This is a genomic window from Adhaeribacter arboris (assembly GCF_003023845.1).
GTDB classification, from domain to species: domain Bacteria; phylum Bacteroidota; class Bacteroidia; order Cytophagales; family Hymenobacteraceae; genus Adhaeribacter; species Adhaeribacter arboris.
This window is the reverse complement of record NZ_PYFT01000001.1, coordinates 4,745,957-4,772,769: the sequence shown is the minus strand read 5'-3', so window position 1 is coordinate 4,772,769 and position 26,813 is coordinate 4,745,957. Positions and strand designations below refer to the sequence as shown.

Annotated in this window: 20 protein-coding genes; 8 read left to right on the top strand and 12 right to left on the bottom strand. The window is 42.9% G+C overall.

Annotated elements, in window-relative coordinates; genetic code table 11:
• Positions 1-47: 47 nt before the first annotated feature.
• Positions 48-1,088: a formylglycine-generating enzyme family protein gene (locus AHMF7605_RS19330; RefSeq protein ID WP_106931681.1), complete on the bottom strand. Its 1,041-nt coding sequence runs from the start codon at positions 1,086-1,088 to the stop codon at positions 48-50.
• Between the two features lie 331 nt (positions 1,089-1,419).
• Here AHMF7605_RS19330 and AHMF7605_RS19325 point away from each other — a divergent pair, with 331 nt between their 5' ends.
• Both AHMF7605_RS19325 and AHMF7605_RS19320 read left to right on the top strand, forming a co-directional pair.
• A complete protein-coding gene (locus AHMF7605_RS19325) occupies positions 1,420-2,265 on the top strand; it encodes a sugar phosphate isomerase/epimerase family protein (RefSeq protein WP_106931680.1) in 846 nt (281 codons plus the stop codon).
• A 369-nt stretch (positions 2,266-2,634) separates the two neighbouring features.
• The gene (locus AHMF7605_RS19320) at positions 2,635-3,279 is read left to right on the top strand and encodes an NAD(P)-dependent oxidoreductase (RefSeq protein WP_106933537.1); all 645 of its coding nucleotides are present in this window, start codon (positions 2,635-2,637) and stop codon (positions 3,277-3,279) included.
• Between the two features lie 83 nt (positions 3,280-3,362).
• Here AHMF7605_RS19320 and AHMF7605_RS19315 read toward each other — a convergent pair whose 3' ends face one another.
• From AHMF7605_RS19315 to AHMF7605_RS19300, 4 genes are all read right to left on the bottom strand, one after another.
• On the bottom strand, positions 3,363-6,530 hold the full coding sequence (locus tag AHMF7605_RS19315; protein WP_106931679.1) for a PQQ-dependent sugar dehydrogenase: 3,168 nt from the start codon (positions 6,528-6,530) through the stop codon (positions 3,363-3,365).
• A gap of 318 nt (positions 6,531-6,848) precedes the next feature.
• Positions 6,849-7,208, bottom strand: a complete 360-nt coding sequence (locus tag AHMF7605_RS19310) for a response regulator (RefSeq protein WP_106931678.1) — start codon at positions 7,206-7,208, stop codon at positions 6,849-6,851.
• Between the two features lie 5 nt (positions 7,209-7,213).
• Positions 7,214-8,074: a hypothetical protein gene (locus tag AHMF7605_RS19305; protein ID WP_106931677.1), complete on the bottom strand. Its 861-nt coding sequence runs from the start codon at positions 8,072-8,074 to the stop codon at positions 7,214-7,216.
• A 30-nt stretch (positions 8,075-8,104) separates the two neighbouring features.
• Complete coding sequence (locus AHMF7605_RS19300) at positions 8,105-8,692, bottom strand: carboxymuconolactone decarboxylase family protein (RefSeq protein ID WP_106931676.1); 588 nt, start codon at positions 8,690-8,692, stop codon at positions 8,105-8,107.
• Between the two features lie 612 nt (positions 8,693-9,304).
• Here AHMF7605_RS19300 and AHMF7605_RS19290 point away from each other — a divergent pair.
• The gene (locus AHMF7605_RS19290) at positions 9,305-10,366 is read left to right on the top strand and encodes an LLM class flavin-dependent oxidoreductase (RefSeq protein WP_106931674.1); all 1,062 of its coding nucleotides are present in this window, start codon (positions 9,305-9,307) and stop codon (positions 10,364-10,366) included.
• A 59-nt stretch (positions 10,367-10,425) separates the two neighbouring features.
• Here the strand turns inward: AHMF7605_RS19290 and AHMF7605_RS19285 are convergent, their stop codons facing one another.
• A complete protein-coding gene (locus tag AHMF7605_RS19285; RefSeq protein ID WP_158267565.1) occupies positions 10,426-11,073 on the bottom strand; it encodes a 3-keto-disaccharide hydrolase in 648 nt (215 codons plus the stop codon).
• Between the two features lie 208 nt (positions 11,074-11,281).
• On the opposite strand from AHMF7605_RS19285, the gene AHMF7605_RS19280 reads away from it, so the two are divergent.
• From AHMF7605_RS19280 to AHMF7605_RS19270, 3 genes are all read left to right on the top strand, one after another.
• Positions 11,282-12,751 (top strand): nicotinate phosphoribosyltransferase, encoded by a 1,470-nt coding sequence (locus AHMF7605_RS19280; RefSeq protein WP_106931672.1) that lies wholly within the window; start codon positions 11,282-11,284, stop codon positions 12,749-12,751.
• A gap of 206 nt (positions 12,752-12,957) precedes the next feature.
• The gene (ispF, locus tag AHMF7605_RS19275; protein ID WP_106931671.1) at positions 12,958-13,437 is read left to right on the top strand and encodes a 2-C-methyl-D-erythritol 2,4-cyclodiphosphate synthase; all 480 of its coding nucleotides are present in this window, start codon (positions 12,958-12,960) and stop codon (positions 13,435-13,437) included.
• A 315-nt stretch (positions 13,438-13,752) separates the two neighbouring features.
• Positions 13,753-15,399, top strand: coding sequence for a M28 family peptidase (locus tag AHMF7605_RS19270; protein ID WP_106931670.1), 1,647 nt, complete (start codon positions 13,753-13,755; stop codon positions 15,397-15,399).
• Positions 15,400-15,527: 128 nt separating this feature from the next.
• On the opposite strand, the gene AHMF7605_RS19265 is transcribed toward AHMF7605_RS19270, so the two are convergent.
• The 5 genes from AHMF7605_RS19265 to AHMF7605_RS19245 form a co-directional block, all read right to left on the bottom strand.
• A complete protein-coding gene (locus tag AHMF7605_RS19265) occupies positions 15,528-16,334 on the bottom strand; it encodes a transporter (protein WP_106931669.1) in 807 nt (268 codons plus the stop codon).
• A gap of 137 nt (positions 16,335-16,471) precedes the next feature.
• Positions 16,472-16,807 carry a transmembrane 220 family protein gene (locus AHMF7605_RS19260; RefSeq protein ID WP_106931668.1) on the bottom strand — a complete coding sequence of 112 codons (336 nt, stop codon included), beginning with the start codon at positions 16,805-16,807 and terminating at the stop codon, positions 16,472-16,474.
• A gap of 364 nt (positions 16,808-17,171) precedes the next feature.
• The gene (locus AHMF7605_RS19255) at positions 17,172-17,621 is read right to left on the bottom strand and encodes a hypothetical protein (RefSeq protein WP_106931667.1); all 450 of its coding nucleotides are present in this window, start codon (positions 17,619-17,621) and stop codon (positions 17,172-17,174) included.
• Between the two features lie 129 nt (positions 17,622-17,750).
• On the bottom strand, positions 17,751-18,041 hold the full coding sequence (locus AHMF7605_RS19250; RefSeq protein WP_106931666.1) for a YciI family protein: 291 nt from the start codon (positions 18,039-18,041) through the stop codon (positions 17,751-17,753).
• 240 nt (positions 18,042-18,281) lie between these two features.
• Positions 18,282-19,205, bottom strand: coding sequence for a helix-turn-helix domain-containing protein (locus AHMF7605_RS19245; RefSeq protein ID WP_233219190.1), 924 nt, complete (start codon positions 19,203-19,205; stop codon positions 18,282-18,284).
• Between the two features lie 442 nt (positions 19,206-19,647).
• Between AHMF7605_RS19245 and AHMF7605_RS19240 the strand changes: the two genes are divergently transcribed.
• Positions 19,648-22,911: a DUF1553 domain-containing protein gene (locus AHMF7605_RS19240; RefSeq protein ID WP_106931665.1), complete on the top strand. Its 3,264-nt coding sequence runs from the start codon at positions 19,648-19,650 to the stop codon at positions 22,909-22,911.
• Positions 22,912-22,916: 5 nt separating this feature from the next.
• Complete coding sequence (locus AHMF7605_RS19235; RefSeq protein ID WP_106931664.1) at positions 22,917-24,401, top strand: DUF1501 domain-containing protein; 1,485 nt, start codon at positions 22,917-22,919, stop codon at positions 24,399-24,401.
• Positions 24,402-24,653: 252 nt separating this feature from the next.
• On the opposite strand, the gene feoB is transcribed toward AHMF7605_RS19235, so the two are convergent.
• The gene (feoB, locus tag AHMF7605_RS19230; RefSeq protein WP_106931663.1) at positions 24,654-26,807 is read right to left on the bottom strand and encodes a ferrous iron transport protein B; all 2,154 of its coding nucleotides are present in this window, start codon (positions 26,805-26,807) and stop codon (positions 24,654-24,656) included.
• Between the last annotated feature and the right edge of the window lie 6 nt (positions 26,808-26,813).

The window sequence follows — 26,813 nt, the reverse complement described above, 5'->3', positions numbered from 1 at the left end:
GTATTCAGGTTTAATGAACAGATTCTTTTAGTAGTTTAACCATTTGCTCAAGAGCCATAATCTTTAATGGGCTCTGACCAATATTTAGCAATTTCTTCGGCGGAGGGCTGTTTAAGCGGGCGTACTACCCGGAAACCCACAAAAGAGGCATCGGTAAACCACCACTGGCTCTTAGGAATTTGCGGATCACGTTGCTTCCATACGGGTTTCGAGAACTGACGGGCCGCACTGCGTAAAGCATCCGGATCATCGTCCCAGGAACCACCCCGTAGCGTATGCGCGTACAATTTTGTTGGCTTTAACCAAGGATTAGTAGCAGTTGCTTTGGCAAACTGAGCGTAAAAATTAGGATCGTACTGGTCTAAAGTCCATTCGGCTACGTTACCGTGCATGTCGTATAATCCCCAGGCATTTGGTTTTTTACTCCCTACTTTTTTAGTGCCGGCGTTGCTGTTGTTAAAATTCCAGCTGTATTCGTCCAGTCCAGTGGGATCATCACCGAAAGAATAAGCCGTTGTTGCACCGGCCCGGCAGGCATACTCCCATTCTGCTTCGGTGGGCAAACGGTAAAAATGCCCGGTTTTAGCAGTTAACCATTTACAATAAGTAAGTGCTCCAAACTGGGTCATGTTTATGGCCGGAAAGCCGCTTTTGCCCATCCCAAAAGTCATATCCAGGTACGGGGGGCTAGGCCGCGAAACCGCATCAGAAGGGCCCGTTGCCGCCATAGAGGAAGCGTTCATGGATTGTTTTTCAATTTCTTTGTACACAAAAATTTCAAACTCATCCCAGGTTACTTCGTATTTTCCCATCCAGAACGGCTCAATTTTAACTTTGTGTTGGGGGCCTTCGTCGGGTTTACGTTTTGCTTCGGTAGCCGGGCTACCCATCCTAAATTCCCCCCCTTTTATAGGTACTAGTTCAAAGGATACTTTAGTACCCGGAATGGTTTCGCGATAAGGATCAAATTTATCTTCTTGAAAAGAGTTGGCAACAGAATTAGGAAGAGGTTGCTTGTTTGTAAACCCGGCAGCTACCAGCAAAATTACGGTTACTGCTCCGGATGTTATAAATTTGTGTAAATTCATCTTGTAATAAAAGGCATTGATAGCCTGTCAGTTGCTGACAAAATCAACCGAAGTTAATCCTTTTTTATTGTAATTTAAACAGTAAGTAGGCTTAAACTTTTAATATTTTTTAAATTTTTAATAAGCGTAAATTTTCCTTACAGGATTATCAATCATTTTCCTATTTTGTTATAAATATTTTTACTAACCATCTATCCATTTTCTACAAGAGACTCTTCATCTTTACCGGCGAAAATTTACCTTAAAATAAGTTTAGCGCAATTCGCTAGTTATTGTACCTTTAAGAATTGTATATATTCCTAAACCATAAATTTACTTTTAATTGTTACATATGATTAATCGTCGGGATTTTTTGAAACAAGCCGGCTCCCTTACTTTAGGAGCAGCTGCCCTCCCCTTATTAGCCCAAGCCGGTTCCCTGGCTAAACCTAAAAGCGCCGGTATTCAATTATATACTGTCCGGAAAGAACTAGAAGCGGATGTAAAAGGCACTTTGAAAAAACTGGCTACTATTGGCTACAAAGAACTGGAATCAGCGCGCAGTGCCAAAGGTAATTACTATGGCTTTGCTCCGAAAGAATTTAAAAAAGTTATTCAGGATTTAGGCATGAACCTGCGCAGTGGCCATGTGCACCTGGATAAAGATTGGCAAAAAACCGTCGCTGATGCCGCTGAAACCGGTCAGACATACCTAATTTGTTCCTCGCTGCCCACCGAAGGGCAAACTATTAGTAATTATCAAAAAGTGGCTGAACAATTTAATAAAGCCGGCGAAGAATGTAAAAAAGCAGGTTTGCAATTTGGCTATCATAACCACGAATACGAATTTGAAAAAGCAGAAGGCAAAGTACTGTATGATTTGCTTTTGGCCGAAACCGATCCGAAACTGGTAGCTTGGGAATTAGATTTAGGCTGGGTAGTAGCTACGGGCCACGATCCAATTGATTATTTTACCCGTTATCCCCGTCGCTTTCCGTTGTGGCATTTAAAAGACATGAAGAAAAACGAGCCGGTAAGCACCGAATTTGGGAAGGGCGGTCTGGATATTGCCAAGCTTTTCCAGAACGCCGATAAATCAGGTTTAAAATATTATTTTGTGGAGCAGGAAGAATATTCCGGTGACCCCATAGAAAGTGTAAAACATAATTTTAATTACTTACAGAAGTTAAAAGCATAATTAATGAGGCATAAGTATCCAGATGTTAGACACAAGATTTATTTCTGTTTAGTTATTTCTTGCTATTGTAATTGTGCTAATTTCAATTCTATCAAATAGATTGATTCACTGAAATATTTATTAAGTAAAGATTAACAAGTCTCCATAAATAAAACAGCCAGCTTTCCATTATGCGAGAGTTGGCTGTTTTATTTATGGAGACTTTTACCTGATTGTATTTGCTTGGATGGGATAAAAGTATAGATTTGTTCCATTAAAACTGCCTTATAAAATAGTACTTATCATCCAGCAACCACCAAGGTTCTGGGGCCTTCGGACTTATCATAAAAAGTTCGAACAATTTTGTATTTACTATTTTATAAAGTAGCCATGAAATCAAAAATAAAAACAGCCCTGTTGGGCGGTACCGGTAAAGCCGGGAAATACCTGGTTGAGCAACTCCTAAAGCAAAGCCTGCCTTTTAAAATTCTTGTCCGGAACCCGGAAAAATTTAAAATAGTGAACCCTTTAATAGAAGTTGTGCTTGGTGATGCCCGGGATTACAAAAGTATACATACTTTACTAGAAGGTTGCCAAACCGTAATCAGCACTTTAGGCTTAGGTCAGCCACCCAGCGAACCTACCTTGTTCAGCCAAGCTACCACTCATATTTTACGGGCCATGCAAGCGCATCAAATTTCGCGGTACCTATTGATAACCGGTTTGAATGTAAACACTCCCCTTGATAAAAAAGGTACCAAAACCCAGTTTGCTACGGATTGGATGCACACGCATTTTCCAAAAAGTACCCAGGATAAACAATTAGAGTACGAGATTTTATCTGACAGTAAAATTGATTGGACTTTGGTTAGATTGCCCCTAATTGAGCAAACGGACGAAAGAAGAGGAATACACGTGAGCCTGGAAGATTGCCCGGGTGAGAAGATTTGCGCTACCGACTTAGCGTATTTTTTGATCGAGCAGTTGGATTCAAATACCTATGTAAGGCAAGCTCCTTTTTTAGCTAATGATTAAGTTTTAGGTGATAGCCTTCATTGTCTCACAATTTAATTAAAGCAAAAAGCCGCTGCCTGATTCGGGCAGCGGCTTTTTCCTATTTAGCAATTATTTTTAATTACGACCCAGGATTTTTTACTAAAGTTACCAAAGTTAATCCAGTCGAGCAGGAACAAATTGCGGTTTGGGCTTTGATTATTCTGGAACACTAGGTATAAATCCTGCGGCTTAGTAACGGCATTCGTTACGGAGGCAGTTACTTCTGACCAGCGCGGGTCGTTAGACATTAGTTGACCTTTACCTTCGATATTAGTTGTTTTCACGGTAGCCGTGGCTACAACCGGGCCGCTTACCGAACCGCTGCGTACTTCAATGGTACCACCCGGATATCTGTTACCATTCGCATTTACCCGGAAGGTTAAAGTTTCTATACCAGTTAAATCAATATTTTTGAAAGATATCCAGGAACCGTTCCGGATATTATCAACGTAACCTAAACCACCGGAATTGGGCGGACGTTGCGTATTAATTTGCTGGTAGCCATCGTAATCTTCCGCTTGCACTTTGGGATGACGCAGAACCAAGGTTTTACGATCGGTAAGTGGCCCGGTAAATGCGTTGCCTTTATCGCGGTAGCTTACAGTAATAATATACGAACCTTCTTCGCCGGTACCAAGGTGCTCTTTGGTGGTAAATTTACCTTGCAGCGGCATGCTGCCACCCGCGTTATTCGTAGCCGACAGCGATAAAATATAACGCACCATTTCGGATGTTTCGGCTTTGCTGTGCTGCGGGTGCGCGGCCATTAAGCTATGCCCCCAATTGCCATTACCACCTTTAATAATTTTTTCCGCTAAGAAACCCACCGAATTCTCGCCGGCCGCCGCATAACGTTCGGCTACCATTTTGTAGCTTGGTCCGATGGATTTCTTTTCTAAATCGTGACACGACTTACAATCGCTGCCATCAATCAAAGATTTACCTTTTAAAAATTTAGTAGCTACGTTACCCGATTTGGAAGCCGCCGAAATAAGCGCGTAGTCTTTGCCTTGGGGTAAATAATCAAAGGCAAGCATTACCTGGCTAGGATCTATTCCTTGTCCTACGGTTCCTTCTTCTTTATCAGACACACTCACTTTATAATTAAAAGTATTGTTATCAAAGAAAAACGAACGGTTACCGGTAATATCAATGGCTACTTGCGGCGGCTCGTTACCTACTTTAATTTCGGTTTGCGTAGTCGTAACTTCGCCTTTATCATCTTTCACGGTAAGTTCAGGTTTGTAAACGCCCGGCTTATCAAAATTTAAAGTGGTTTCTGCTTCCCGGGATATTACTTCTCCTCCCGAGGTTAAACGCCACTCATAGGTTAATTTATCGGTTTTATCGTAGTCGTAAGATTCTTTGGCCGAAACTTTTACTTGTAAAGGAGCAGCGCCTACTTGTTTATCAGCGGTAATAGTCGCAACTGGTGCCCGGTTGCCCTCGGTGTATTCGATGCGCACCAAACGAGCATCAGGGTTACGGGCAAAGTAATTTTCGCCGTATTGCAGCAAATACATGGCGCCGTCCGGACCAAATTGCATATCAATCGGTTTAAATACTTCCATACTCGGCAGGAAAGGCTCTACTTTGTTTAATGAACCATCAGGGTGGAAGCTTACTACCTTTACCCAGCTGCGGGCCCACTCGTAAATGAATAATTTGCCATCATAATACGCCGGGAATTTCTTTTTGCTATCGCCGTACATTTCGGAATAATACACCGGACCAGCCATGGCACTGCGGGAACCTTTCCCCAAAAACGGAAACTCTTTGGACACATCGTAAGGGTACCACATTAAAGGTTTTTGCGCGGGTGGCAGTACTTCTAAACCGGTATTATTCGGCGATTTGTTTACCGGCCGGTTTGGATCGAATAAAGGGCCGGGCTTGTTCGTGGCAAAGTCCCAGTCAGAATAAGCTTTGTTATCCGCCACAAAATACGGCCAACCATGGTTACCCGCCTGACGAGCTTGGTTAAACTCATCGTAACTGCGCGGGCCTTGCGGGCCATCGCTACCCCCATCCGGACCAACATCGCCCCAGTACAAATATTTGGTTTTCGCATCTATCGAGAACCGGAAGGCATTGCGGGTACCCATTACGTAAATTTCAGGGCGGGTTTTAGGAGTTCCTTTCGGGAATAAGTTGCCTTCCGGAATATCGTAGCCACCTTCCGGTTTGGGAATAATCCGCAGAATTTTACCGCGTAAATCGTTGGTATTACCCGATGATTTTTGGGAATCGAAAGGACCACGACCCGGCCGCTCATCCAGCGGCGAAAAGCCATCTGATTCTTTGGAACTGGTATTATCGCCGGTAGAAATGTACAAATAACCTTCCGGACCAAACACTAAACCACCAGCCGAGTGGCAGCAAGTTTCGCGTTGCACCGGCACTTCCATAATCAGCGTTTCCGACTTCATATCCAGGCTATCGCCGATCATGGTAAAGCGCGAAAGATTTTGTTTCGATTCTTTTACTTCCGGCGAGTAATAAAAATACACCCAATGGTTCTCCGAAAACTTAGGATCTTTGGTTACTCCCAATAGACCATCTTCGTAGTTCCCTTCGGTGTGCACGTTAAATTTAGAAATAACGCGGGTTGCTCTTTTAGCCGGGTCATAAAGTTTTACGTTACCCCGGCGCTCAATAAATAATACTTTACCTTGTTCCAGAATGGTCATTTGCATGGGCTCATCCAGGTTTTGGTCGAGTACCATTTGCACAAAACGGCTTTCTTCGGGTACACGCGCAATAGTAGCTTTACTATAATCAAGCTTACTAGCTTTAGCAACTTCCGTTTCGATATTGCTGCCTAACTGTCTCTGGTAAGAGGCATCTTTAAATTTTTCGGGGCTAGTTACCGGTTCAGGTTTAATAATTTTTCCACCTGCCTGCTCAAACCGCTGCAGATCTACCTGCTGACTATGGCCTAATTCATCCGGAGCAGTATTTAATAATACCACCGCCGCATATTTTTTCAGGGAGTCTTCAGTGAGGCGCGCAGCAGTAAAAGCCGTGTCTACCTTAAATTTATGTTCTGCTCCTAATTCTTGTAAAGCAGCCACCCCAGCAGCAGTCGTTTCGGGATTCGTTTTAGCCGGAGTAAATACTAAAACTTTTTTTTCGTGCCCAATATTGGTACACGCATACGTAGCCAGGAACAACAAGCTCCCGTAAATTGTGGTAAAAAAATGTTTGCGTAAAGAGGTTTTGAAGGACATGGAACAAGTAATTAACAAATAAAAACGCGGAAATCAAGCACAATGCAGTTTGATTAAAGTATTATGAAATTGGTTGTAATTTAGGCAGATTATTTAACAAAATAGACCAAGGAGAGCACTATATTGTTAAAACAACAGTAAAATCTAAATTTAGTGCGCTTGCTTAATAAGATTTTATTTCCAGAATACCGAACTCACTAAAAACAAGAAAGGCTGCCTTATTAGCAGCCTTTTTATCCTATCCTGATTTTCGAATGGAAATGTATGTTTCCGTAAACAAATAGCTTAATTCTTATTATCTGTATAGTACGCAAGCGCCTAAACTTCTTTTAAAATCTCGGCAACCTTATCCTGGGCCACTGGTTTAGTTAAAAAATTAACCACGTTCTGATACTTTTCCGAACGCTGTCGATCCAGTTCGCTGGTAGACGAGGTAAGAATATACACTTTGTGTGGTAAATTTCGAGCCCGCATAGTTTCCAGAAAATCCCACCCATTCACTTCCGGCATATTTAAATCCAGAAAAATTAGGTTTGGCTCCAGGTCTTCTAACTGATCCAGAGCCTGCTGACCATTCGTAAAATCGTGCACCTGATGAACAGGATCAACATTGGATATTACTTTCTTCATGATGAAATTGAAAATATCCATGTCATCAACCAACACAATCTTTTTCATATTATTTAAGCTTTTAGTTCAATTAAATCAGAGGTAGCTTTGTTTATAACATCTTGTAAAGCAGAGTCTAAATCAGCCGAAGAAATTTTTAACTTTGGTAAAACTTCCCTTTGAATGTCAGCTAAAGAGTCGTAATAATCAAATACCGAAATAAGGCCTAATATACGGCTGAGAGGCTCGCGAACGTGATGCGCGTTTAAAACCGAAATTTCGAGTAAGCGAGCATTTTTAGTTGCGATTTCCTGAGTTCTTTGTTCAATGATTTCTTTCTGGTGCTCCATAATAGAGGTAATTACCCCGTTTTTTTCATGGATAGTCGTAACTGCGTTTCCTAGTTCCTGATTTTTAGCGTCTAATTCCAGAAACAGACATACTTCCAGCAGTTTTGATTCCAAACTCTCTGCTACCATTTTCAAAAACGAGATATCTTTTTTGGTGAAAACCTGGCTTTTACCCGATAATAAGGAAACAATAATTTGCCGGTCTTGGGCTTGTTTAAAATTCCAACCCCAAAGTTCGGGTTCAGCTATTGTCAAGGAGCGATATACTTCGGGCAGAGGGATAGTATCTATGTCCAGATTGTAGTGCAACGGTATACCTTTTTCTAAGAGTACTGTTTCATAAGCGAAATAACCGCTGGTAGACTGCAGTACAATACTGCAGTCTTCGGCGGTTACCATTAAATGTATGTATCGGTTGCCCCGCTGGTAACTGGCCCGGAAAACGTGAAAATTAAAAAGGTATTTTAAATTTATTTTAAAGCAAGCCGCTACATCGTCCAGCGAGCGACATTTACTTAAGTTATTCGAGAACTTGGAAAAAGCCTCGTACGTTATCCGGAAAATCTGGTTCTCGGCGGCGATCAAGCAGGTAGCAGCTTATGGTTGAATCAAAAATTAAAATTCGGCTTCCAGTAACTCATTATCTACTTTTATGCCGGAGATAGTAGCAATTGTATTCAGCATGTTTACTAAATCGGCTTGGGCCATTAACTCCTGAATTTCTTCGTCGTTAAAGCCTTCCTTTGCTAATTCTTCAAAATCCTCGTTAGTAACGGTTTCCGTTTGCAGCGCCGCTTTCGTAACTAACCGGATTGCCGCTTTGTAGCTATTAGGTAACGCCGCCGAATCCATATTTTCGGTAACTTTAAAATTTTCTTCATCGCTGATTAATTGGCTCATGCTATCAGCAAAAATACCGTGGGCTTTGGCACAGTACTCACAACCCCGAATCTTCGACACATTATAGATAATTAGTTGCTTCAGGATATTAGGCACTTGCCCTTCGATGAGAGTAGATTTCAACTTCGTCCAATTGCCGCGAAGCAACACATCGTTGCTGCCCTGGCACTTAAACCAGTTTAGTACAAAAGGCAACTGCAAAACCTGCATGGTTTCGTTGTAAATAGCTTGTACCTCGGGAGTAGCATCGCTGTAAGGAACTGTTTTAAAACGGGGAGTACGTAAGGTGGTAAAGGTTTGCATGTAATTTTAAATTAATTGAAATTATTATTTTTGTTATATAAAAGAGTTTAGACAATACGTAAACACAAATTAATTTAATCCAAAAAATCAAATAAATAAAAAATGCAAATCAAATTATATCTATCAATTTCAGTTTTACTAATTACAAAGTATCAATGCATTTTGTTCAATACAAGTCAAAAATAACGCCTAAAAATTTAGATTATTTTATTAAATTCTAATAGAATAATACAAATTAGAAACATATATCATTATTCTTAGAATCACATAAGATTAATACGAGCACGATGAATAATTAGTAAAAAAACAGTAAAGTATTTCATTAAAAGACTTACATCAGAAAGTATCTTTTAATGAGCCGTTTTTACTATTCGTAAGAAAAAAACAATTCACCGGAGCAACTTTACGTGAGGCAAAAAATAATTGCATTTGCATCTTTTCAGAAAAAAAGTTTTTAATCCGGGTTTCATTTAAAAAATAATATTGAAACTTAAATGGAAAATATGCTACAGCATACATTGAAACGTTAGGCTATTTATATTGCTTCTGAAAGCCAGCGGCAAGAACTATCACCGGGCTAAAATCCAGGTCTTATAAATAAGTTAGCGGATCATGAGTGTAAAATCAATTCGGCTAAGTGTACTCGATCAATCGCCGATTCGGAAGAGCGGCACTGCTCGCCAAGCCCTGCAGGAAACCGTACAACTCGCTAAGATGGCCGATAAGTTAGGCTATACCCGTTTTTGGGTATCGGAACACCATAACACCCGAGGCTTAGCCGGCTCCACCCCCGAGGTATTAATGGCGCATTTAGCTAATAAAACGCAGTATATCCGGGTAGGGTCGGGTGGCGTGATGCTCCCGCACTACAGCGCTTTAAAAGTGGCAGAAAATTTCCGGATGCTCGAAACTCTTTTCCCGGGCCGGATTGATTTAGGAATTGGCCGGGCGCCCGGTTCCGACCGACTGACGGCTCAAGCCTTAAATCCGTATAATACCTTCAGTGAACAAGACTTTTTTCAGCAACTCACCGATTTAGGCCACTACCTGAACGATACCTTTGAACCCGGCACCGACTTAGCCCGCATTAAGGCTATTCCCAGTGCCGAAACCGTACCGCCGGTCTGGTTGCTTAGTTCCAGCGGGCAGAGTGGCGTTTTCGCGGCTCATTTTGGTTTTGGTTTTTCATTTGCTCATTTCATCAATCCAAACGGTGGTCCGGAAATGGTAAAATCATACCGTACTCATTTTCAAGCCTCCGAAAACTTACCCGCTCCGGTAGCCAATGCCAGTGTTTTTGTTTTATGCGCCGAAACCGAAAAAAAGGCACAAGAACTACAAGCCGTAATGGACTTACTTATGCTTCGGATTGAGAAAGGTATCCGGGCGGGTGTACCCCCTTACGAAGATGCCAATGCCCAGGAATATACTGAATCAGAACTAGCCCGTATTCAATATAACCGCCAAAGAATGGTAGCCGGTACACCCGAGCAGGTAAAAGAAAAACTAACCCAAATGGCTACGGACTACGACATAGACGAGCTCGTAATTGTAACCATTACTTATGATTTTGCCGACCGGCTGCGCAGCTACGAATTATTGGCGCAGGCCTTTGAATTAAAGAGCCCCAGTTCTTCACTGAACTGGAAACCGGAACCAGGATTTTACGCGTGATAACAGGTTTATTGAGCTTTTCTATCTCCTACGTATTTAGCCGATAAGGTATAAAATATTTACTCTTCGGAAATTTGAATATCTTTAAAAAGCACGTTCATATCCATGCCACCGTGTAGTTGCAGCGCTAAATGGCCTTCCGGGCGGCCGGCATCATTGCTCAGGGCGGCCGTTTTGTAGCCGTTAATAAAAACCACAATGTTCCCGCCCCGGGCAATAACCGTCATGTCGTTCCAGAGACCGGGCTTCAACCATCTTTTAACGTCTTCCGGCTTGGGTTGAACTACCCATTCGCGGCTACCCGTTTCGTACAAGCCCCCGGAATCTTTCTCGGGATCTATCTCCGCTTGAAAGCCGTGCACGCCCACCTCGTCGTTGGTTTCTTCGCAGCGGAAGTAAAAGCCGCTATTACCTGTAATGGGTCGAAATTTTAATTTTACGGTAAAATCTTTGTATACTTTATCGCTTACCAGCAAACCGTGGCGTTTTTCTTCTTTGCTACTGGTTCCAACAATAGCTCCGTTTATTACCTGCCAATTGCCACCCGGAATAATATGCCAGCCGTCTAAAGTAAGACCATTAAAAAGGCTTTTAAACGTTTGTTTATCTTTATCCCCATGCGGATTTTGGGCGTAAACTGTTCGCCCTGGAAACAAACTAATGAGTGAAAACCAAATAATATATTTTAAAAATCTAAAATATTTCATGAATAAATCAGCATAAAGAAACATTAATCAGACGAGTATTTATGGATGGAAAGTTAAAATAAGTAAGACGCTAAATCAAGCCAGTATACGCTTATTATTTATTCCTTTATTTAGATGAGTAGCCTTAATGCTAACCTTTAGCTAACCCTTATAAACCAACTATAGTAACTATCGTAGGAACCAGCATTCTCCTTAATCAAAAGCTAAAATGAATATATCCGATCGCTTCCAAACCTCCTTGGCATTACTAACCGATTTGTACCAATTAACGATGGCTCAAGGATATTGGAAAAAAGGAATGGCCGAACAGGAAGCTGTTTTTCATTTATACTTCCGGAAGAACCCATTTAAAGGAGGTTATACCGTAATGGCTGGTCTGGCGGATGCCATAGATTTGTTACAGCACCTGCAATTTACGCCGGAAGATACCGCTTATTTAGGCAGCTTACGCGGCAGTAAAAATCAACCTTTATTCGAACAAGGCTTTCTGGATTACTTGCTGCAAATGCGTTTTACCTGCGATGTAGCCGCGGTGCCCGAAGGTACGGTGGTATTTCCAAATGAACCTTTATTGCGTATCTCCGGCCCTATTTTACAATGTCAGCTCGTCGAGACTCCTTTACTCACCATCATTAATTTCCAGACGCTGGTAGCTACCAAAGCCGCGCGCATTGTGGAAGCAGCCCAAGGTGATCGGGTGATTGAGTTTGGTATGCGCCGGGCGCAGGGACCGGATGGGGCCTTATCTGCTACCCGAGCGGCCTTTATCGGCGGAATAGGAGCTACTTCTAACCTGCTGGCTGGGCGATTATTTACTATTCCGGTAAAAGGCACGCACGCGCACAGTTGGGTAATGAGTTTTACGGAAGAACAAGCTGCCTTTACCGCTTACGCCGAGGTATTTCCGGATGATTCGGTATTTCTGGTAGATACCTATAATACCCTAGCCGGAATTAAAAAAGCCGTGACAGTTGCGAAAGATCTGCGGGCTCGCGGGCATGAATTACAAGGTGTCCGGCTGGACTCCGGTGATTTAGCTTATTTAAGTAAGGAAGGTCGTCGCCTTTTCGATGAGGCTGGTTTCCCGGCGGTATCCATTGTGGCCAGCAACGACTTAGACGAGTATTTGATCGAGAGCTTAAAACGACAGGGTGCCCGCATTGATACCTGGGGAATTGGTACCAAATTAGTAACCGCTTACGATCAACCGGCCTTGGGCGGCGTGTATAAGTTAGGAGCGCTCCGCCACCCAGTTACCGGCGAGTGGGAATACAAATTAAAACTGTCAGAGCAATTGGCCAAAATATCTACCCCGGGTATTCAGCAGGTACGTCGCTTTTTTAACGAACAAGGCTTTCTGGCCGATATGATTTATTCAGAAGAAACCGCGCCTACTTCCACGCTCATCGACCCGAATGATGCTACCCGCCGTAAAACTATGGCATCCAGCATTCAATGCCAGGACTTACTCGTTCCAATTTTCCGGCAAGGTCAGCTTATTTACCAAACCCCGGATTTACGCACTATTCAACAGCACGCGCAACAGCAAGTACAGCAATTACACGAAACTATCCGCCGTTTTTTAAATCCGCACGTGTATCCGGTAGGCCTGGAAGAAAATTTATATAATCAGAAAATAGATATTATTTTAAAATTACGGCAAGCTGAAAAAGCGTAAGCAAAATTCTCTAGGTGGTAATTTCATTTCTAAATTAGGTACCTACATTGTTTACCCTTGAAACAATAAGGTTAGTTTAAGCTCTGGATTATAGTACTGGTAGCGAACAAAATTTCCGGCAAGCGAAGAATTACAAAATTTATACGGGCATCCGTTTAACAATCCTTATTTTTGCCGGCAATTATATAAACTATTAATTGTTCTTTATGAAAATAAGAACTGGTTTCGGCTACGATGTTCACCAATTACGGGAAGGTCTCGACTTTTGGTTGGGCGGCATTAAAATTCCGCATACGCACGGCGCTTTAGGCCATTCCGATGCGGATGTACTCATTCACGTGATCTGCGATGCTTTACTGGGTGCAGCTAATATGCGCGATATTGGCTACCATTTTGCCGATACTGATCCGCAGTACAAAGGCATCGACAGTAAAATTTTACTCCGGGAAGTTTTAAAATTAATCCGGAACGCCGGCTTCGAGGTTAGTAATATTGATTCTACCGTTTGCCTCCAGGAACCCAAAGTAAACCCGCACATTCCGGCCATGAAAACCTGCCTGGCCGAAGTAATGCAACTACCCGAGGAAGATATTTCGATTAAAGCAACTACCACCGAAAAATTGGGCTTTGTGGGCAAAAAAGAAGGGGTGGCCGCTTATGCCACGGTATTAATTTATAAATCGTGATATAATTACCGCCCACTATTTAACGTTTATGCAAATAAACTACTTGACTAACAGTCTTTAACAGTAAAATAATAGCAGGAAAGCCAGCATAGCTAAAAGGATAAATAAAAGCAGGAACTACTTAAGAAGTAGAACAACGAAAGTTTGCCATGTAAATGCCCGTAATTTGTAAAATCTCTCCTGATTGTTTTTTAAATAAATAGTTATAGTTAAAGCTATTATTTTTCCTCCGAGAAGCTTAAATCGTATAGCTTAAAACATAACACCTGATTCAGAACGTATTACCTATTATATTTTCCACCAGCACCTAACTCCATGAATAAAAACCTGTATGCCATAGCTTTAGCAACAATTATACTCGCCGGAAGCTGCACCCGGCAAAAAACCTCTACTGTTATTCCTAAAACGGAAGTTTTAACGGATGTTACCAAATTACGCGCGGCTGCTCCTACCTATGCTTCCACCATTACCGTAGCCGACTTAACCAAACATTTAACTACCATTGCTTCGGATGCATACGAAGGCCGGGAAACCGGTGAAAAAGGCCAGAAAATGGCAGCCGAGTATATCTCGAATCAGTTTAAGGCCGATGGCCTGACCGGCCCGGTAAAAGAAGGCAATAACCCCTATTATCAAACCTTTAACCTCGAAAAAACCTCCTGGGACGAGGGCTACGTAACCATCGATGGCAAACGTTTTATCTTTCTAACCGATTTTTACGTGCAGGGCGATCCGACTTTTACTACGGAGCAAAATCTGGAAACAGTATTTGTAGGTTACGGTATTGAAGACTCCGCTTACACCGATTATAACAATGTAGATGTTACCGGGAAAGTAGCGGTAATGTTTGTCGGTGAACCTACTAACCGGCAAGGCAAATCTATTATTACCCAAACCAGTAAACCCTCCGCGTGGTCCACTGACTGGAAAAGAAAAAGTACGGTAGCCGCTCAGAAGGGGGCAGTAGCCATTATTTTAATTGGCAGCCGGACCAGCCAGGACGAATTTGATCAGTACGTGGCCCGGATTAAAGCGGTTGCCGAACGTGCTTCGGTGAAGTTCCCGAAAGAAAAGGCCGAAACGCCCGAAGTTCCCGGCATTTTTATTGGTCCGGAAATGGGTGGCCGCCTATTGAATGCTACCTCGCGTAATTTGGTAAACTATCATGGTCAGGTTAGCAAAGCTGGTCAAGCTATTACTTCTCCGTTTAAACCTATTAAAACCATTCAGGTAAAACTAGCCCGTAAGCGCGAATTATTGCCCACCGAAAACGTACTGGGCTTGGTAGAAGGCACCGATAAAAAAGACGAAATTGTAGTAGTAACCGCGCATTACGACCACGTAGGCGTGCAAAACGGAAAAGTGTACAATGGGGCCGACGACGATGGTTCCGGCACCGTAACCGTAATGGAATTGGCCCAAGCTTTTGCGCAAGCTAAAAAAGACGGTTTCGGGCCGCGGCGTAGCATGTTGTTTATGACCGTAACCGGGGAAGAAAAAGGTTTATTGGGTTCGGAGTATTACACCGACCATCCGGTATTACCTTTGGAAAACACCGTAGTAGATTTAAATATTGATATGATTGGGCGTCTGGATAAAGAGCACGACAACGACAAAAACTACGTGTACGTGATTGGTTCCGACAAATTATCGTCGGAGTTGCACGCCATTAATGAAGCTGCCAATAAGCAATACACGCAATTAAAGTTGGATTACCGTTTCAACGATCCCGAAGATCCGAACCGATTTTACTACCGCTCCGACCATTATAATTTTGCTAAAAATAACATTCCGGTCGCTTTTTTCTTTAACGGCGTGCACGACGATTACCACCAGGAAACCGACGAAGTAGACAAAATTTTATTCGATAAAATTGAAAAAATCGGCCGGCTGGTTTTTTATACCGCCTGGGAACTAGCCAACCGCGACGACCGAATTAAAGTAGATAGTAATAAAAAGTAAAACAGTATTCTTATAAAAAGTCCGAATTTCTAAGTTTTAGAAATTCGGACTTTTTATAAGAATACTGTTTTTATAATATATCCTACTAACACAGATTAAGCTACTTGCTTCAACTAAAAAAGCGGATATTAACGAGGTATGCGCCAGGTAACACCGGCTCCCGTGTAAAAATCAGGTGCAGCTTCGGATACGCTGGTTCCCCCAAATACATCTACTTGCAGGTTAGGTAATATTTTAAACATAAAACCACCATTTATACTGCTATCAACGGATTGATGGACCGCTTTCGTGGCTTCGTATTCGGCAAAGGCCTGGAAGGTATCGGCAACTTTAAAATTAGCATTAACCGTGTAAATCATTTCGCCCCGATATTCTTCTTCTTCTTTATGCTTATGGTAACCAAAATTGTATTGTAAATTCAGCTTTTCGGATAATTCGTTTTTAAAAAGCAACCGGCCTTCCGGTGCCGTGTGCGGCGGCCGCAAATCTTTATTGCCGACTGGTAACGTTACATTACCTAAAATTCCTATAGTGGGCAGGGCACCCTCGCCTTTTACTAATTCTATTTTCGTACCTACCCGCACATTATCAAAACCTTGCAGTTTGGTTTGTGGTCCCGGTAAACTGGAACTTGCCGCATAGTGATGTTTTTGTTTTTCAAAATCTACATTTACCCGTAATTCTACTTTTTTTAGAATTCCCATCCGGATTAAAGTTGTAGGATAAATGAAATCTTTCTCCTGCTGTTCCTCCGTTTGATCTTTCCGGTATTCCAGTCCGGTTTCTATCTGAATGGTTTTGGATGGCACCACAGTAGCGCCTTGGGTAAAAGTAGGCCGATCCGATTCCAGCTCCGGCGCTTCTTCAGTGGTTTGCGCGAAACAAATGCAGGGTAACACTACTGACAAAAAAGTTACTAGTAAAGTATGCTTCATAAGTAAATAGGATGGATGAACGGCCGCCTACGCGTACGAATAAAAAACAATAAAGATGTTAGGGAGCCGATTAGAGTTTTTTACCAATTGCTCTTCATAAAAAAGCCGGTGATTACCGGCTTTTTAAATTAATAGAATTACGTGATAATACGCTTGTGCCGGTTTAAGGCCAGAAAATAAACTATCAGGGTAAAACCCACAATTGCCAAACCCAACGATTCACGGCCTTCTTCAATGTTTATCGTTTTCATGCCGTGTTGTAAAGCCACCCCTTCCCAATGGGCCGGCCACATGTAATACGTTCCTGCCAGATATATCAGGGCTAAAATTAAAAGTATGGGTTTGAGGCTATTACCTCGTCCAAAGAAAATTAACATCGATATAGTTGCGGGAATAAGATAAATCGGCATCCAATAATAAGGATCCGGATCGTTGTACTGAACCGCCGTAGCGTACAAGAAGGCTACTGTCATTACTAAACAAAAGATTCTTAAAGGGCTCATAACGTAGGAATGTTTTCTATTTAAACGTTAAATATATTTATTGTTATGGTAATTAAAGCTGATTTAGAGCATCGCCTTCCTAAATTTTAAACGAATTTTAAGTTATAGCTTTAGTTCAATGGTTCTTAACATCTTTGCTAAAAAGTTTTTCAATGCTTTTTAGGTTGTGTATGCCTAAGTAGTAATCTCCGGTTGTTAAAGGTGAAGCTTCTTTAACTTGGGGCTTAACTTTTGTTTCTCCACATGCTAAAAAACTATTGAAAGCATAAAAATTGGCAGAAGCTTTTTCATTTTTTAATTAGGCATAATGGGCTATGGCGGGCCTTGGTGTGATTTAAGTTTTGTTTCTTACCTCCTTTAACATTTTCTTGTTTTCAATTAAGTTGAAGATTGTTAGAAGGGCTAAGTTTCCTATTACAAAGCTTTCATAATCTACCAGAAATCTTGAAAACTCTATTAATATAACTTTTATACTAGTTCTATAAAATGAATCTATAAAAGAAAAAAACAACCCAAGTATAAGCCCAAGAAATGTTGCTCTAATGGTTATTGCTATTGTAGAATTGGTTGTCTTTGGAACAATTACTTTGTATTGAAAAGCAAAACATAATCCAATACATGCCAAAGCACCAAGGTTCTCTAATATAACAACCGTTCCTGGCACCCAAGACTCTTCAACAGGTTCAAGTGAAAATATTTTTTCAAACAGTCCATCAAAAAGTAGGTATGTTAAGTAGCCAACTATTGGTGGGAATATTGTTCTTATTGTTTTATTAAATTTCATTTCCGTCTTTTAAATGTTGCCCAACTAGTTTGTCTCTGTCCTTATTACCTGTATATCTACTTTAGTAAGCAATGCTTGCTTTTAGACATATAATATAAAAGGTATAACACTTAAAAAGAACCCAGGAACTTATACATCCGCTACCCGGAAGGGTTTAATTTCTACTTTATCCCAAACTTTTCCGGTTATGTAAGGCTCCGATTTTAGATAAGCTTCTAATTCTTCGGGAGTGGCAAAGGCCACAATCAGCGAAGAACCCATCATTTGACTAGCCGAATTGAGAATGGCCCCGCCAATAAGAAAATTACCCGTTTGTTTCAGTTTACGAACGCCTTCCAGGTGTGTCGGGCGTACGGCCATCCGGCGGTTTAGAGCTTCGGCATCGGTAAAATCGTAGGCAGTAATGAGGTATTGTTGCATTTTATAAGTGGTTTGGTTAGTTCTTTAAATGGCGGCAGAAAGTATAAAAGCCTTGGCGAAGATAGTTAAAGTAAGAACGAAATTGGAAGGTAATAAGCTCTAAGTATAGTATTTATTGAGCGATAGCGACCTTTTTAAGTTATCGTTTAGCGGCAATAAATTTTAAAACTTACTAATTTTAAAATAGGCAATTCTGCCTTAATGTTAAAGAGTAAGTAAGGAGTTTAAGAGGGAAATACTTTAGCTTGCTGACTCTTGTATTAACCGTTCAGAAAATACCGACGATAAATTAATGATACTGCCCATTCGCTTTTCGGTACCGGGCCGGTGGTATACCAAAACGGCGTTTAAAAGCCGGGAGAAATAATAAATGTCGGCAATCCCTACCCGTTCAGCAATTTCTTGTAACGAGAGCGAGGAAGTAGTAATTAACAACTGGGCCCGCTCCAGCCGCTTGTTGGTGATATAATGAATAGGCCGGATGCCTAATTGGTTCTGAAATTGCCGCGAAAAATAATCCACGTTCAGCCGCTGAAGAGCTGCCAGTTGTTCTACCGTAATTTTCTCGTGCAAATGCGCGTGAATGTAATTTAAAACCGGGCGTAATTGAATATGCCCTTGAGCCTGACGGGATGTTGCCTCGGTTGCGTTTTGCAGAAACCGGGAAAGCAGTTGTAATAAAATACCCTGAGTTTCCATCAATTGTGCAATAGGTTGGTCCTGGGAAGTTCGATTAAAGCTGAGCAGGTTCGATTGGTTATCGTATACTTTCGGGTCGATATTCGGCAAACTTCGCCCCGGATTAATTTCCAGTAACCGCTTGAACAGCTTTTTATCTAAATTCAAGGCCGGCACTTCGTAGTAAAAAGGCAGTAAATCAAAAACAGAAGAGCCATTCTCCGTTTCTTCCAGAAAAGAAATATAGTACTGCGTCATTAAGCTATTACAATAATAACGGCTCAAGGTGAAGCTCGGAATCAGATAAAGATTTCCTGGTTGGAGATAAAACTTTTGCTGGTGGTGCCACACCCAGGCTTCTCCTTTGGTAATAAGATAAAGTCGGCTGAAAGGGCTAATAACTCCTTCAAACTGCCACTCGGTGCCTAAAGTAATATGACCAATATGTAAAAGGCTCATTTTCAGTTTTAAGAAAGAATCGAGCATAACAATTTCGTTGGCAAAAGCAGGCAATTTCCCTACCTAAAGGTATCCGGCTTTATGTAAGTGAGCGAATGGCTTGAAAAATAGATAGCAACTGACTATTTACGAATTAAAAGTCGGATTTATCTAAAAATAGAACAATTCTCTCTATTTTTAGAATAGCCCAAAGGAATTAAATTTAGTACATCTTTTTTCGGAATATTGTCGGTTTTATAAAGTAGGAACGTAGCTTTAAGAAAAGCTTGTTACTGGGCCTAATTTTAGGTAAGCGGATGTTGGTATAAACTCTCCAGTTAAGGTGCTAAACGGATGAATGATGAATATAAGTTGGCAGGCGCACACCAATCTGTGAGGAAAATTTAATTTTAATCCGGAACCAGGATACGGGTACTGCTAAAAGCGCGACCGGAAAGGAATAAAGCAAAGTAAACTTTACTGTTTAGGTATGTTACCGTTACGTTATTGGTTTTTATTTTGGGTTAGTGTAAGTGGGCTGTTGGGGCTTTCGCGATGCCAGTCGAATAATAGCGTAGAACTGCCGGCCGAAGTAGTCACGGCTTACGAGAAACTGCCCGACCAACTGGATTACAACCAGCACGTAAAGCCCATTCTTTCCGATAAGTGTTTTGCCTGCCACGGCCCCGATAAATCCAAACAAAAAGCCGGCTTACGGCTGGATTTAGTTCAATCGGCTTACGGTTCTTTGCCCGAAAGTCCGGGTAAAGTAGCCATAAAACCCGGCAATTGGCGAAAAAGCGAAGTAGTCTCCCGTATTTTGTCCAGTGACCCCGAATACCAGATGCCGGCTCCCGAATCGCACTTAACGCTGGCAGCGGCAGAAAAAGCGGTATTATTAAAATGGATTAAAGAAGGAGCTGTTTATAAACCGCATTGGGCCTTTGTGAAACCAGAAAAGAAACCCATCCCGCAACTGAAGCAATTACAGAAATTTTCGCGTGGTAACCTTATTGATAACTTTGTTTTAAGCCGGTTAGAACAGGAAAACTTAAAACCCGCTCCGGAAGCGTCCAAAGAATTACTACTCCGCCGGTTGTCGCTTGATTTAACAGGATTGCCCCCGACTTTGGCTGAACTGGACGCATTTATTGCCGATAAGAGCGCCAACGCTTACGAAAAGCAAGTGGACCGGCTGTTGGCATCACCGCATTACGGCGAAAAAATGGCTACCGACTGGCTCGATGTGGCCCGCTTTGCCGATTCGCACGGCTATACCGTCGATCGATTGCGGGATATGTCGCCGTACCACGATTGGGTAATTCGGGCGTTTAACCAGAACATGCCCTATAGTACTTTTATTCATCAGCAATTAGCGGGCGACTTAATGAAAGGACCAAAAAACAGCTCACCCACGCGCGATAGGCTCATTGCTACTGCCTTTAACCGACTGCATCCGCAAAATATGGAAGGCGGCATAGTAGAAGAAGAGTTTCAGAACGAATACGTGATAGATCGGACTAATACTTTAGGCGATGCTTTTATGGCAGTTTCGGTAGGCTGTGCGCGTTGCCACGACCATAAGTTCGACCCTATTTCTCAGAAAAATTATTACGAGTTATACGGCTTTTTTAACAATGTGCGGGAGGCCGGCCAAATTTCCTGGAACGACGATTTACCCACCCCCACCCTGATGCTTCCTACCGAAAAACAAGAGGAACTGATTCGGTACATGAAAGCCTTAATAGCAGCACAAGAAGCAAAGGTAATTAAAGCCGAAGAGGTGGCGAAGAAAGCCGTTAACCAATGGCTGGCAGCGGGCGCTTACCGGAAACTGGAAAATCAAGTAATACCGCAAATGGGTTTGCAGGGCCTTTACTCGTTCGAGCAATCGTTGGTAAACAGCTTAAATTCTAAACAAAAAGGCGAGATGAAGCGCGATGCGGGTGAACCCGACAAAGCTGTTTTTACGCAAGACAACCGGGGACACGTGTTACTACTTAACGGTGATTCCTACGCCGATTTAAAGCACGTAGGAGTTTTCCGGCAGTCCGACCCGTTTTCAATTGGAATCTGGGCCTGGATTCCCAAAAGCTTAAAAGAAGGGGTTATTTTTCATAAAAGTAACGCCGAGCGGTTGTACAACTTTAAAGGCTATCACTTGATGCTAAAAAACAACCGGCTGGAAATTAACATGGCCCATACAGCGCCGTCTAATGCTATTACCAGGCAGAGTTTACAACCAATACCACGCGAAAAATGGGTGCAGCTTACCCTAACCTACGATGGCTCTTCCAAAGCCAATGGCTTTAAACTTTACCTCGATGGTGCCGAACTGACCCTGGAAACTAGCATCGACCAATTGTATAAAGATATTATATTTTACCAAGACAATGAACCTGCCTTACAAATTGGGGGCTGGTGGCGGGGGCTGGGCTTTAAAGGCGGCAAAGTAGATGATGTGGTAGTGTATAACCGGACCTTAACACCTTTTGAAATAAAAATACTAGCTAAACAGGCAAATTGGGCAACTCTGGCCAACAAAACCCCAGCCGAACTTACGCCAACCGATAAAGAAATTTTACAAGCGTATTATTTAGCTACGGAAGATGCCGGCGTAAAAGCCAGCCGGTTAATATTACAAAAACAACGTAAAATCTTAAGTGATTCTACTCGTCGGATACCCGAGATTATGGTGATGCAGGAAATGCCCAAGCCTAAAAAAACGTATCTTTTACAACGTGGCCAATACGATAATCCCGGCCCGGAAGTGTTCCCGAATACTCCCAATGCTATTTTGCCGTTTGGAGCGAAGCGGCCTAAAAACCGGCTGGGTTTAGCCCAGTGGCTCACCGATAAAAATCACCCGCTAACGGCCCGGGTAGCCGTGAACCGTTACTGGCAGAACTTCTTTGGGGTAGGGCTGGTAAAGACTGCCGAAGATTTTGGCAACCAAGGCGAAATGCCGAGTCACCCGGCATTACTCGACTGGCTGGCGGTGACTTTTCAGCAGGATTATAAGTGGGATGTGAAGCAATTGGTTAAATTAATGGTGCTATCGGCGACGTACCGGCAAGATTCGCATACCCGTCCGGAACTACGGGAACGAGACCCCGAGAACCGGTTATTGGCCCGTGGGCCGGCTGCCCGTCTTTCCGCCGAAATGATGCGCGACAACGCCTTAGTGGCTAGCGGGTTGTTAAATACAAAAATTGGCGGCAAGAGTATAAAACCCTATCAACCCGAAGGATTGTGGGAAATCAACAGCATGACTTATCAACCCGATTCAACGGCGGAGGTATATCGCCGGAGCCTTTACGTAGTAGTGAAACGATCCGTGCCGAATCCCACACTAGCCACTTTCGATGCTCCCACCCGAAGCAGTTGCATGGTGCGGCGGCAGCGTACCAACACTCCTTTGCAAGCCCTGGTTACTCTCAACGACCCTACTTTTTTGGAAGCCGCCAAAGTTCTGGGCGAGCGCATGAGCAAAGAAGCCAATTCCCGGCAAGCCATTATCCAAACGTATCGAAGCTTAACGGGCCGAACGCCACAGGAGCCGGAAATAACCTTGCTGCTGAGTCTGCAAGAGAATCAATATAAAAAATTTAAAAATAAGGAAAGTAAAACTCAAGGTTGGCTAAAAGCTGGGCTGTACGCTATTAGTAAGAAATTAGATCCCGCCCAGGTTGCCGCTAATGCGGTAGTAGCCAGTACTATTTTAAATTCCGATGCTACTTTAACTAAACGTTAAGCCCTATGAAACCGCACCACGACGAACCGTTCCGTTTGCAAACGCCCGAATTTGCGGAGTTAAACCGCAAACTCGACCGGCGCGATTTTCTGATGCGCACGGCCTCCGGTCTGGGGGCCGTGGCTTTAGGCGGATTGCTGGGTAACTGGGCGCTGGGAGCCGCTCCGCGTCAACAGGAACTGGAAGCCATTCGCCAACGAGTAGCGCCAAAAGCGAAAAGAATAGTTTATCTGTTTATGGCGGGCGGACCTTCGCAACTGGAAACCTTCGATTACAAACCCCAACTACAAAATATGCTGGGCAAAGGTTTGCCAGATTCCGTGCGGAAAGGGCAACGACTCACCGGCATGAGTGCCAATCAGGCGATCTTACCCGTTGCTCCTTCGCTGTATAAATTTGGGCAACACGGCAGAAATCAAACTTGGGTAAGCGAATTATTACCTTATACGGCCAAAGTAATAGACGAATTGTGCCTTATTAAATCGTTGTATACCGAGCAAATTAACCACGATCCGGCCATTACCTTCTTTCAGACGGGACACCAGTTGCCCGGTCGTCCATCCATTGGTGCTTGGGTAAGCTATGGTTTAGGATCGGAAAACCAGAATTTGCCGGCCTTTATTGTTTTGGTATCGAAGGATGCTGCGAAAGATCAACCGCTTTATGCCCGGCTGTGGGGTAATGGCTTTTTGCCGTCGGAGTACCAGGGAGTACAGTTTCGTTCCGGGAAAGATCCGGTTCTGTTTCTGAATAATCCCGAAGGCTACGAAGGTACTGACCGTAAAGAAATGCTCGACTATCTTACCCAATTGAATAAATTGCAGAACGAAAGTTGGGGCGACCCGGAAGTAAATGCCCGGATGGCGCAGTACGAGATGGCCTTCCGAATGCAAACGTCGGTACCAGAGGTAATGGACACCTCGCACGAACCCGACGAAGTATTTGAGCTGTATGGCCCGGAAAGCCGCGATAAAGGTACTTACGCCGCCAATTGTTTGCTAGCCCGAAAACTGTTAGAAAAAGACGTGCGGTTTGTGCAGTTGTATCACCAAGGCTGGGATCATCACGGTTCCCTCCCGAAAGGTATGGACAAACAATGCAAACAAATTGACCGGGCCACGGCCGGGCTAATTGTAGATCTCAAACGCCGGGGGCTGCTGGAGGACACCCTGGTAGTTTGGGGAGGAGAATTTGGCCGAACCGTATATTCTCAGGGAAAACTTACTGCCAACGATTATGGTCGCGACCATCACCCGCGGTGTTTTACCATGTGGATGGCCGGCGCGGGGGTAAAAGCCGGATTTTCCTACGGCCAAACCGACGATTTCAGTTATAACATTGTGAAAGACCCGGTGCACGTGCATGATTTCCAGGCGACTTTGCTGCATTTAATGGGCGTAGATCATGAACAATTAACCTATAAATACCAGGGCCGCCGTTTCCGGTTAACAGATGTAGAAGGCAAAGTTGTGAAGGCAATTTTAGCGTAATTACTGATTCTTCGGCTCGTTCCTAAATGGTAAGATAATAAGAGATAATGTTACTGTTCATACTAGAGGACTTAACTACCCTTCCCTTCGGCTCCAGCTCCTCCCTAGCTTTTATAAGTATTCAGACTAATAAAGAAAGCGTCTATAAAGATTCTCCATTAAGCCGTAAAGAACGCCATTTAGCGAAATATGACGAGCTTATTTAAACTTCTTCGCTGATAGCCAGCCTGGATTTTTTACGCTTTTTACAGCTTACTTAAAAATCTGATACACAATAAACGAGCAAACGTAGGCTAATCCGCTCATGTAAAATAATTGCATAATCGGCCATTTCCAGGATTTGGTTTCGCGGTATACTACGGCTAAGGTACTCATGCACTGCATAGCAAATACGTAAAAAATAAGCAAGGAGAAAGCCCGGGCCGGGGTGAAGAAAATTTGTCCGGCTTCATCTTTTTCCGAGAGCAGCTTTTCTTTAATGGTTTTAATGTTTTCTTCGTCGCCCACGCTGTAAATGGTAGAAATAGTACCCACAAAAACTTCACGGGCCGCAAAAGAAGTCAGCAAGGCAATACCAATTTTCCAATCAAAACCCAATGGCCGGATAACCGGCTCCATGGCCCGGCCCAATACTCCGGCGTAGGAGGCTTCCAGCTTTTGGGTAGAAAGATGAAGACTGGTTTCTGCGGGAGTCCAGTTGTATTGCTGCGCTTGTTGTTGCACGGTTTGTTCGGCCTGAGCCACACGATTACCCGGGCCATAAGAGGCCATTACCCACAGAATAATAGAAATAGCAATAATTACTTTACCGGCTTCAAATACAAAGGCTTTTACTTTTTCGATAATAGTAAGGCCTACATTTTTCCAGCGCGGCATTTTGTACACCGGAAACTCCATAATAAAGTAGCTGCGTTCCCGGGCTTTTAAGATTAATTTCATTACCCACGCCGATAAAACCGCCGCGGTAAAACCCAGCAAATACAAGCCCATCAGCACCATGCCTTGTAAATTCAAAAAGCCGAGGTAATATTTTTCGGGCACCACCAAGGCAATTAATACGGTATATACCGGAATACGGGCGGAGCAACTCATGAGCGGGGTAACAAAAATGGTGATCATGCGATCTTTCCAATTATCAATGTTACGGGCGGCCATTACGGCCGGCACCGCGCACGCCACCCCCGAGATAAGCGGCACAATACTTTTCCCGTTTAACCCAAACTTGCGCATAATCTTATCCATCATAAAAGTAACCCGGGCCATATAGCCGGTTTCTTCCAGAATGGCGATAAAGGCAAATAAAAGCGCTATCTGCGGAATAAAAATTAAAATTCCACCCAAACCGGCAATGACCCCTTCGGTGAGTAAATTAATGAGCGGGCCATCAAAACGAGCTTGAATAAAATTATTAATAGCCGTTATTCCTTCGTCAATCAAGTCCATGGGGTAAGTGGCCCAGGCAAAAATTGCCTGAAACATCATGAACAATACCCCAAAAAAGATTAAATACCCCCATATTTTATGGGTTAGAATTTGATCCAGACGATTACTGAATTTTTCGTTCGTATCTGCTTTTTCTACGCGAACCGAATCAAGCAGTAATTCGTTGATGAGCGTATAACGATTTATGGTTTCGCTAGCCTGTAAGGTATTGGAATTAAAGGAATACTGCCCTAATAAATCCGAGAGAAATCTCTTATCGGTTTCAGATAAAAAAGTTAAATTTTTGTATTGATGCGCAAAATGCCAAGCCAGGTAATCGGTCTGTAAATTAAAATACTGCCGGATTGGCTTTATTAACCCGGAAAATTCTTCCGGAATCTGAAAAAAGGCACGATTTGGCACCGGCAACTGCTGGGAAATAACAATCTTTAAGGCCGCGATTCCGCTTCCGGTGCGGGCATTAACTGGAATAATGGGCACGCCTAAATCCTGCTGCAATTGCTCCATATTAATTTTGACGCCGTCTTTTTCGGCAACGTCCATCATATTAAGCGCCAGAACGGCCGGAATTTGCAGATCTACGAGTTGGGTAAATAGCAACAAGTTGCGTTTTAAATTAGAGGCATCCGCGGTAACGATAACCAAATCCGGGTAAAGATCCGATTGCTGATTATAGAGCAAATCAATAATTACCTTTTCGTCGAGCGATTTCGGATAAAGGCTGTACGTTCCCGGTAAGTCAATAATGCGGGCTTTTTGTTGCGGCGCCAGCTGGCAAATACCGGTTTTTTTATCAACGGTAACGCCGGGGAAATTACCTACTTTCTGATTTAGACCGGTTAATTGATTAAATAACGATGATTTTCCGGAATTAGGATTACCAATTAAAGCAATCTTGGTAATCGGTTTAGTAACCGCTGCTTTTATCTCTATTTTTTCTTCCGGATGAATCAATTCTGCCATAGACGA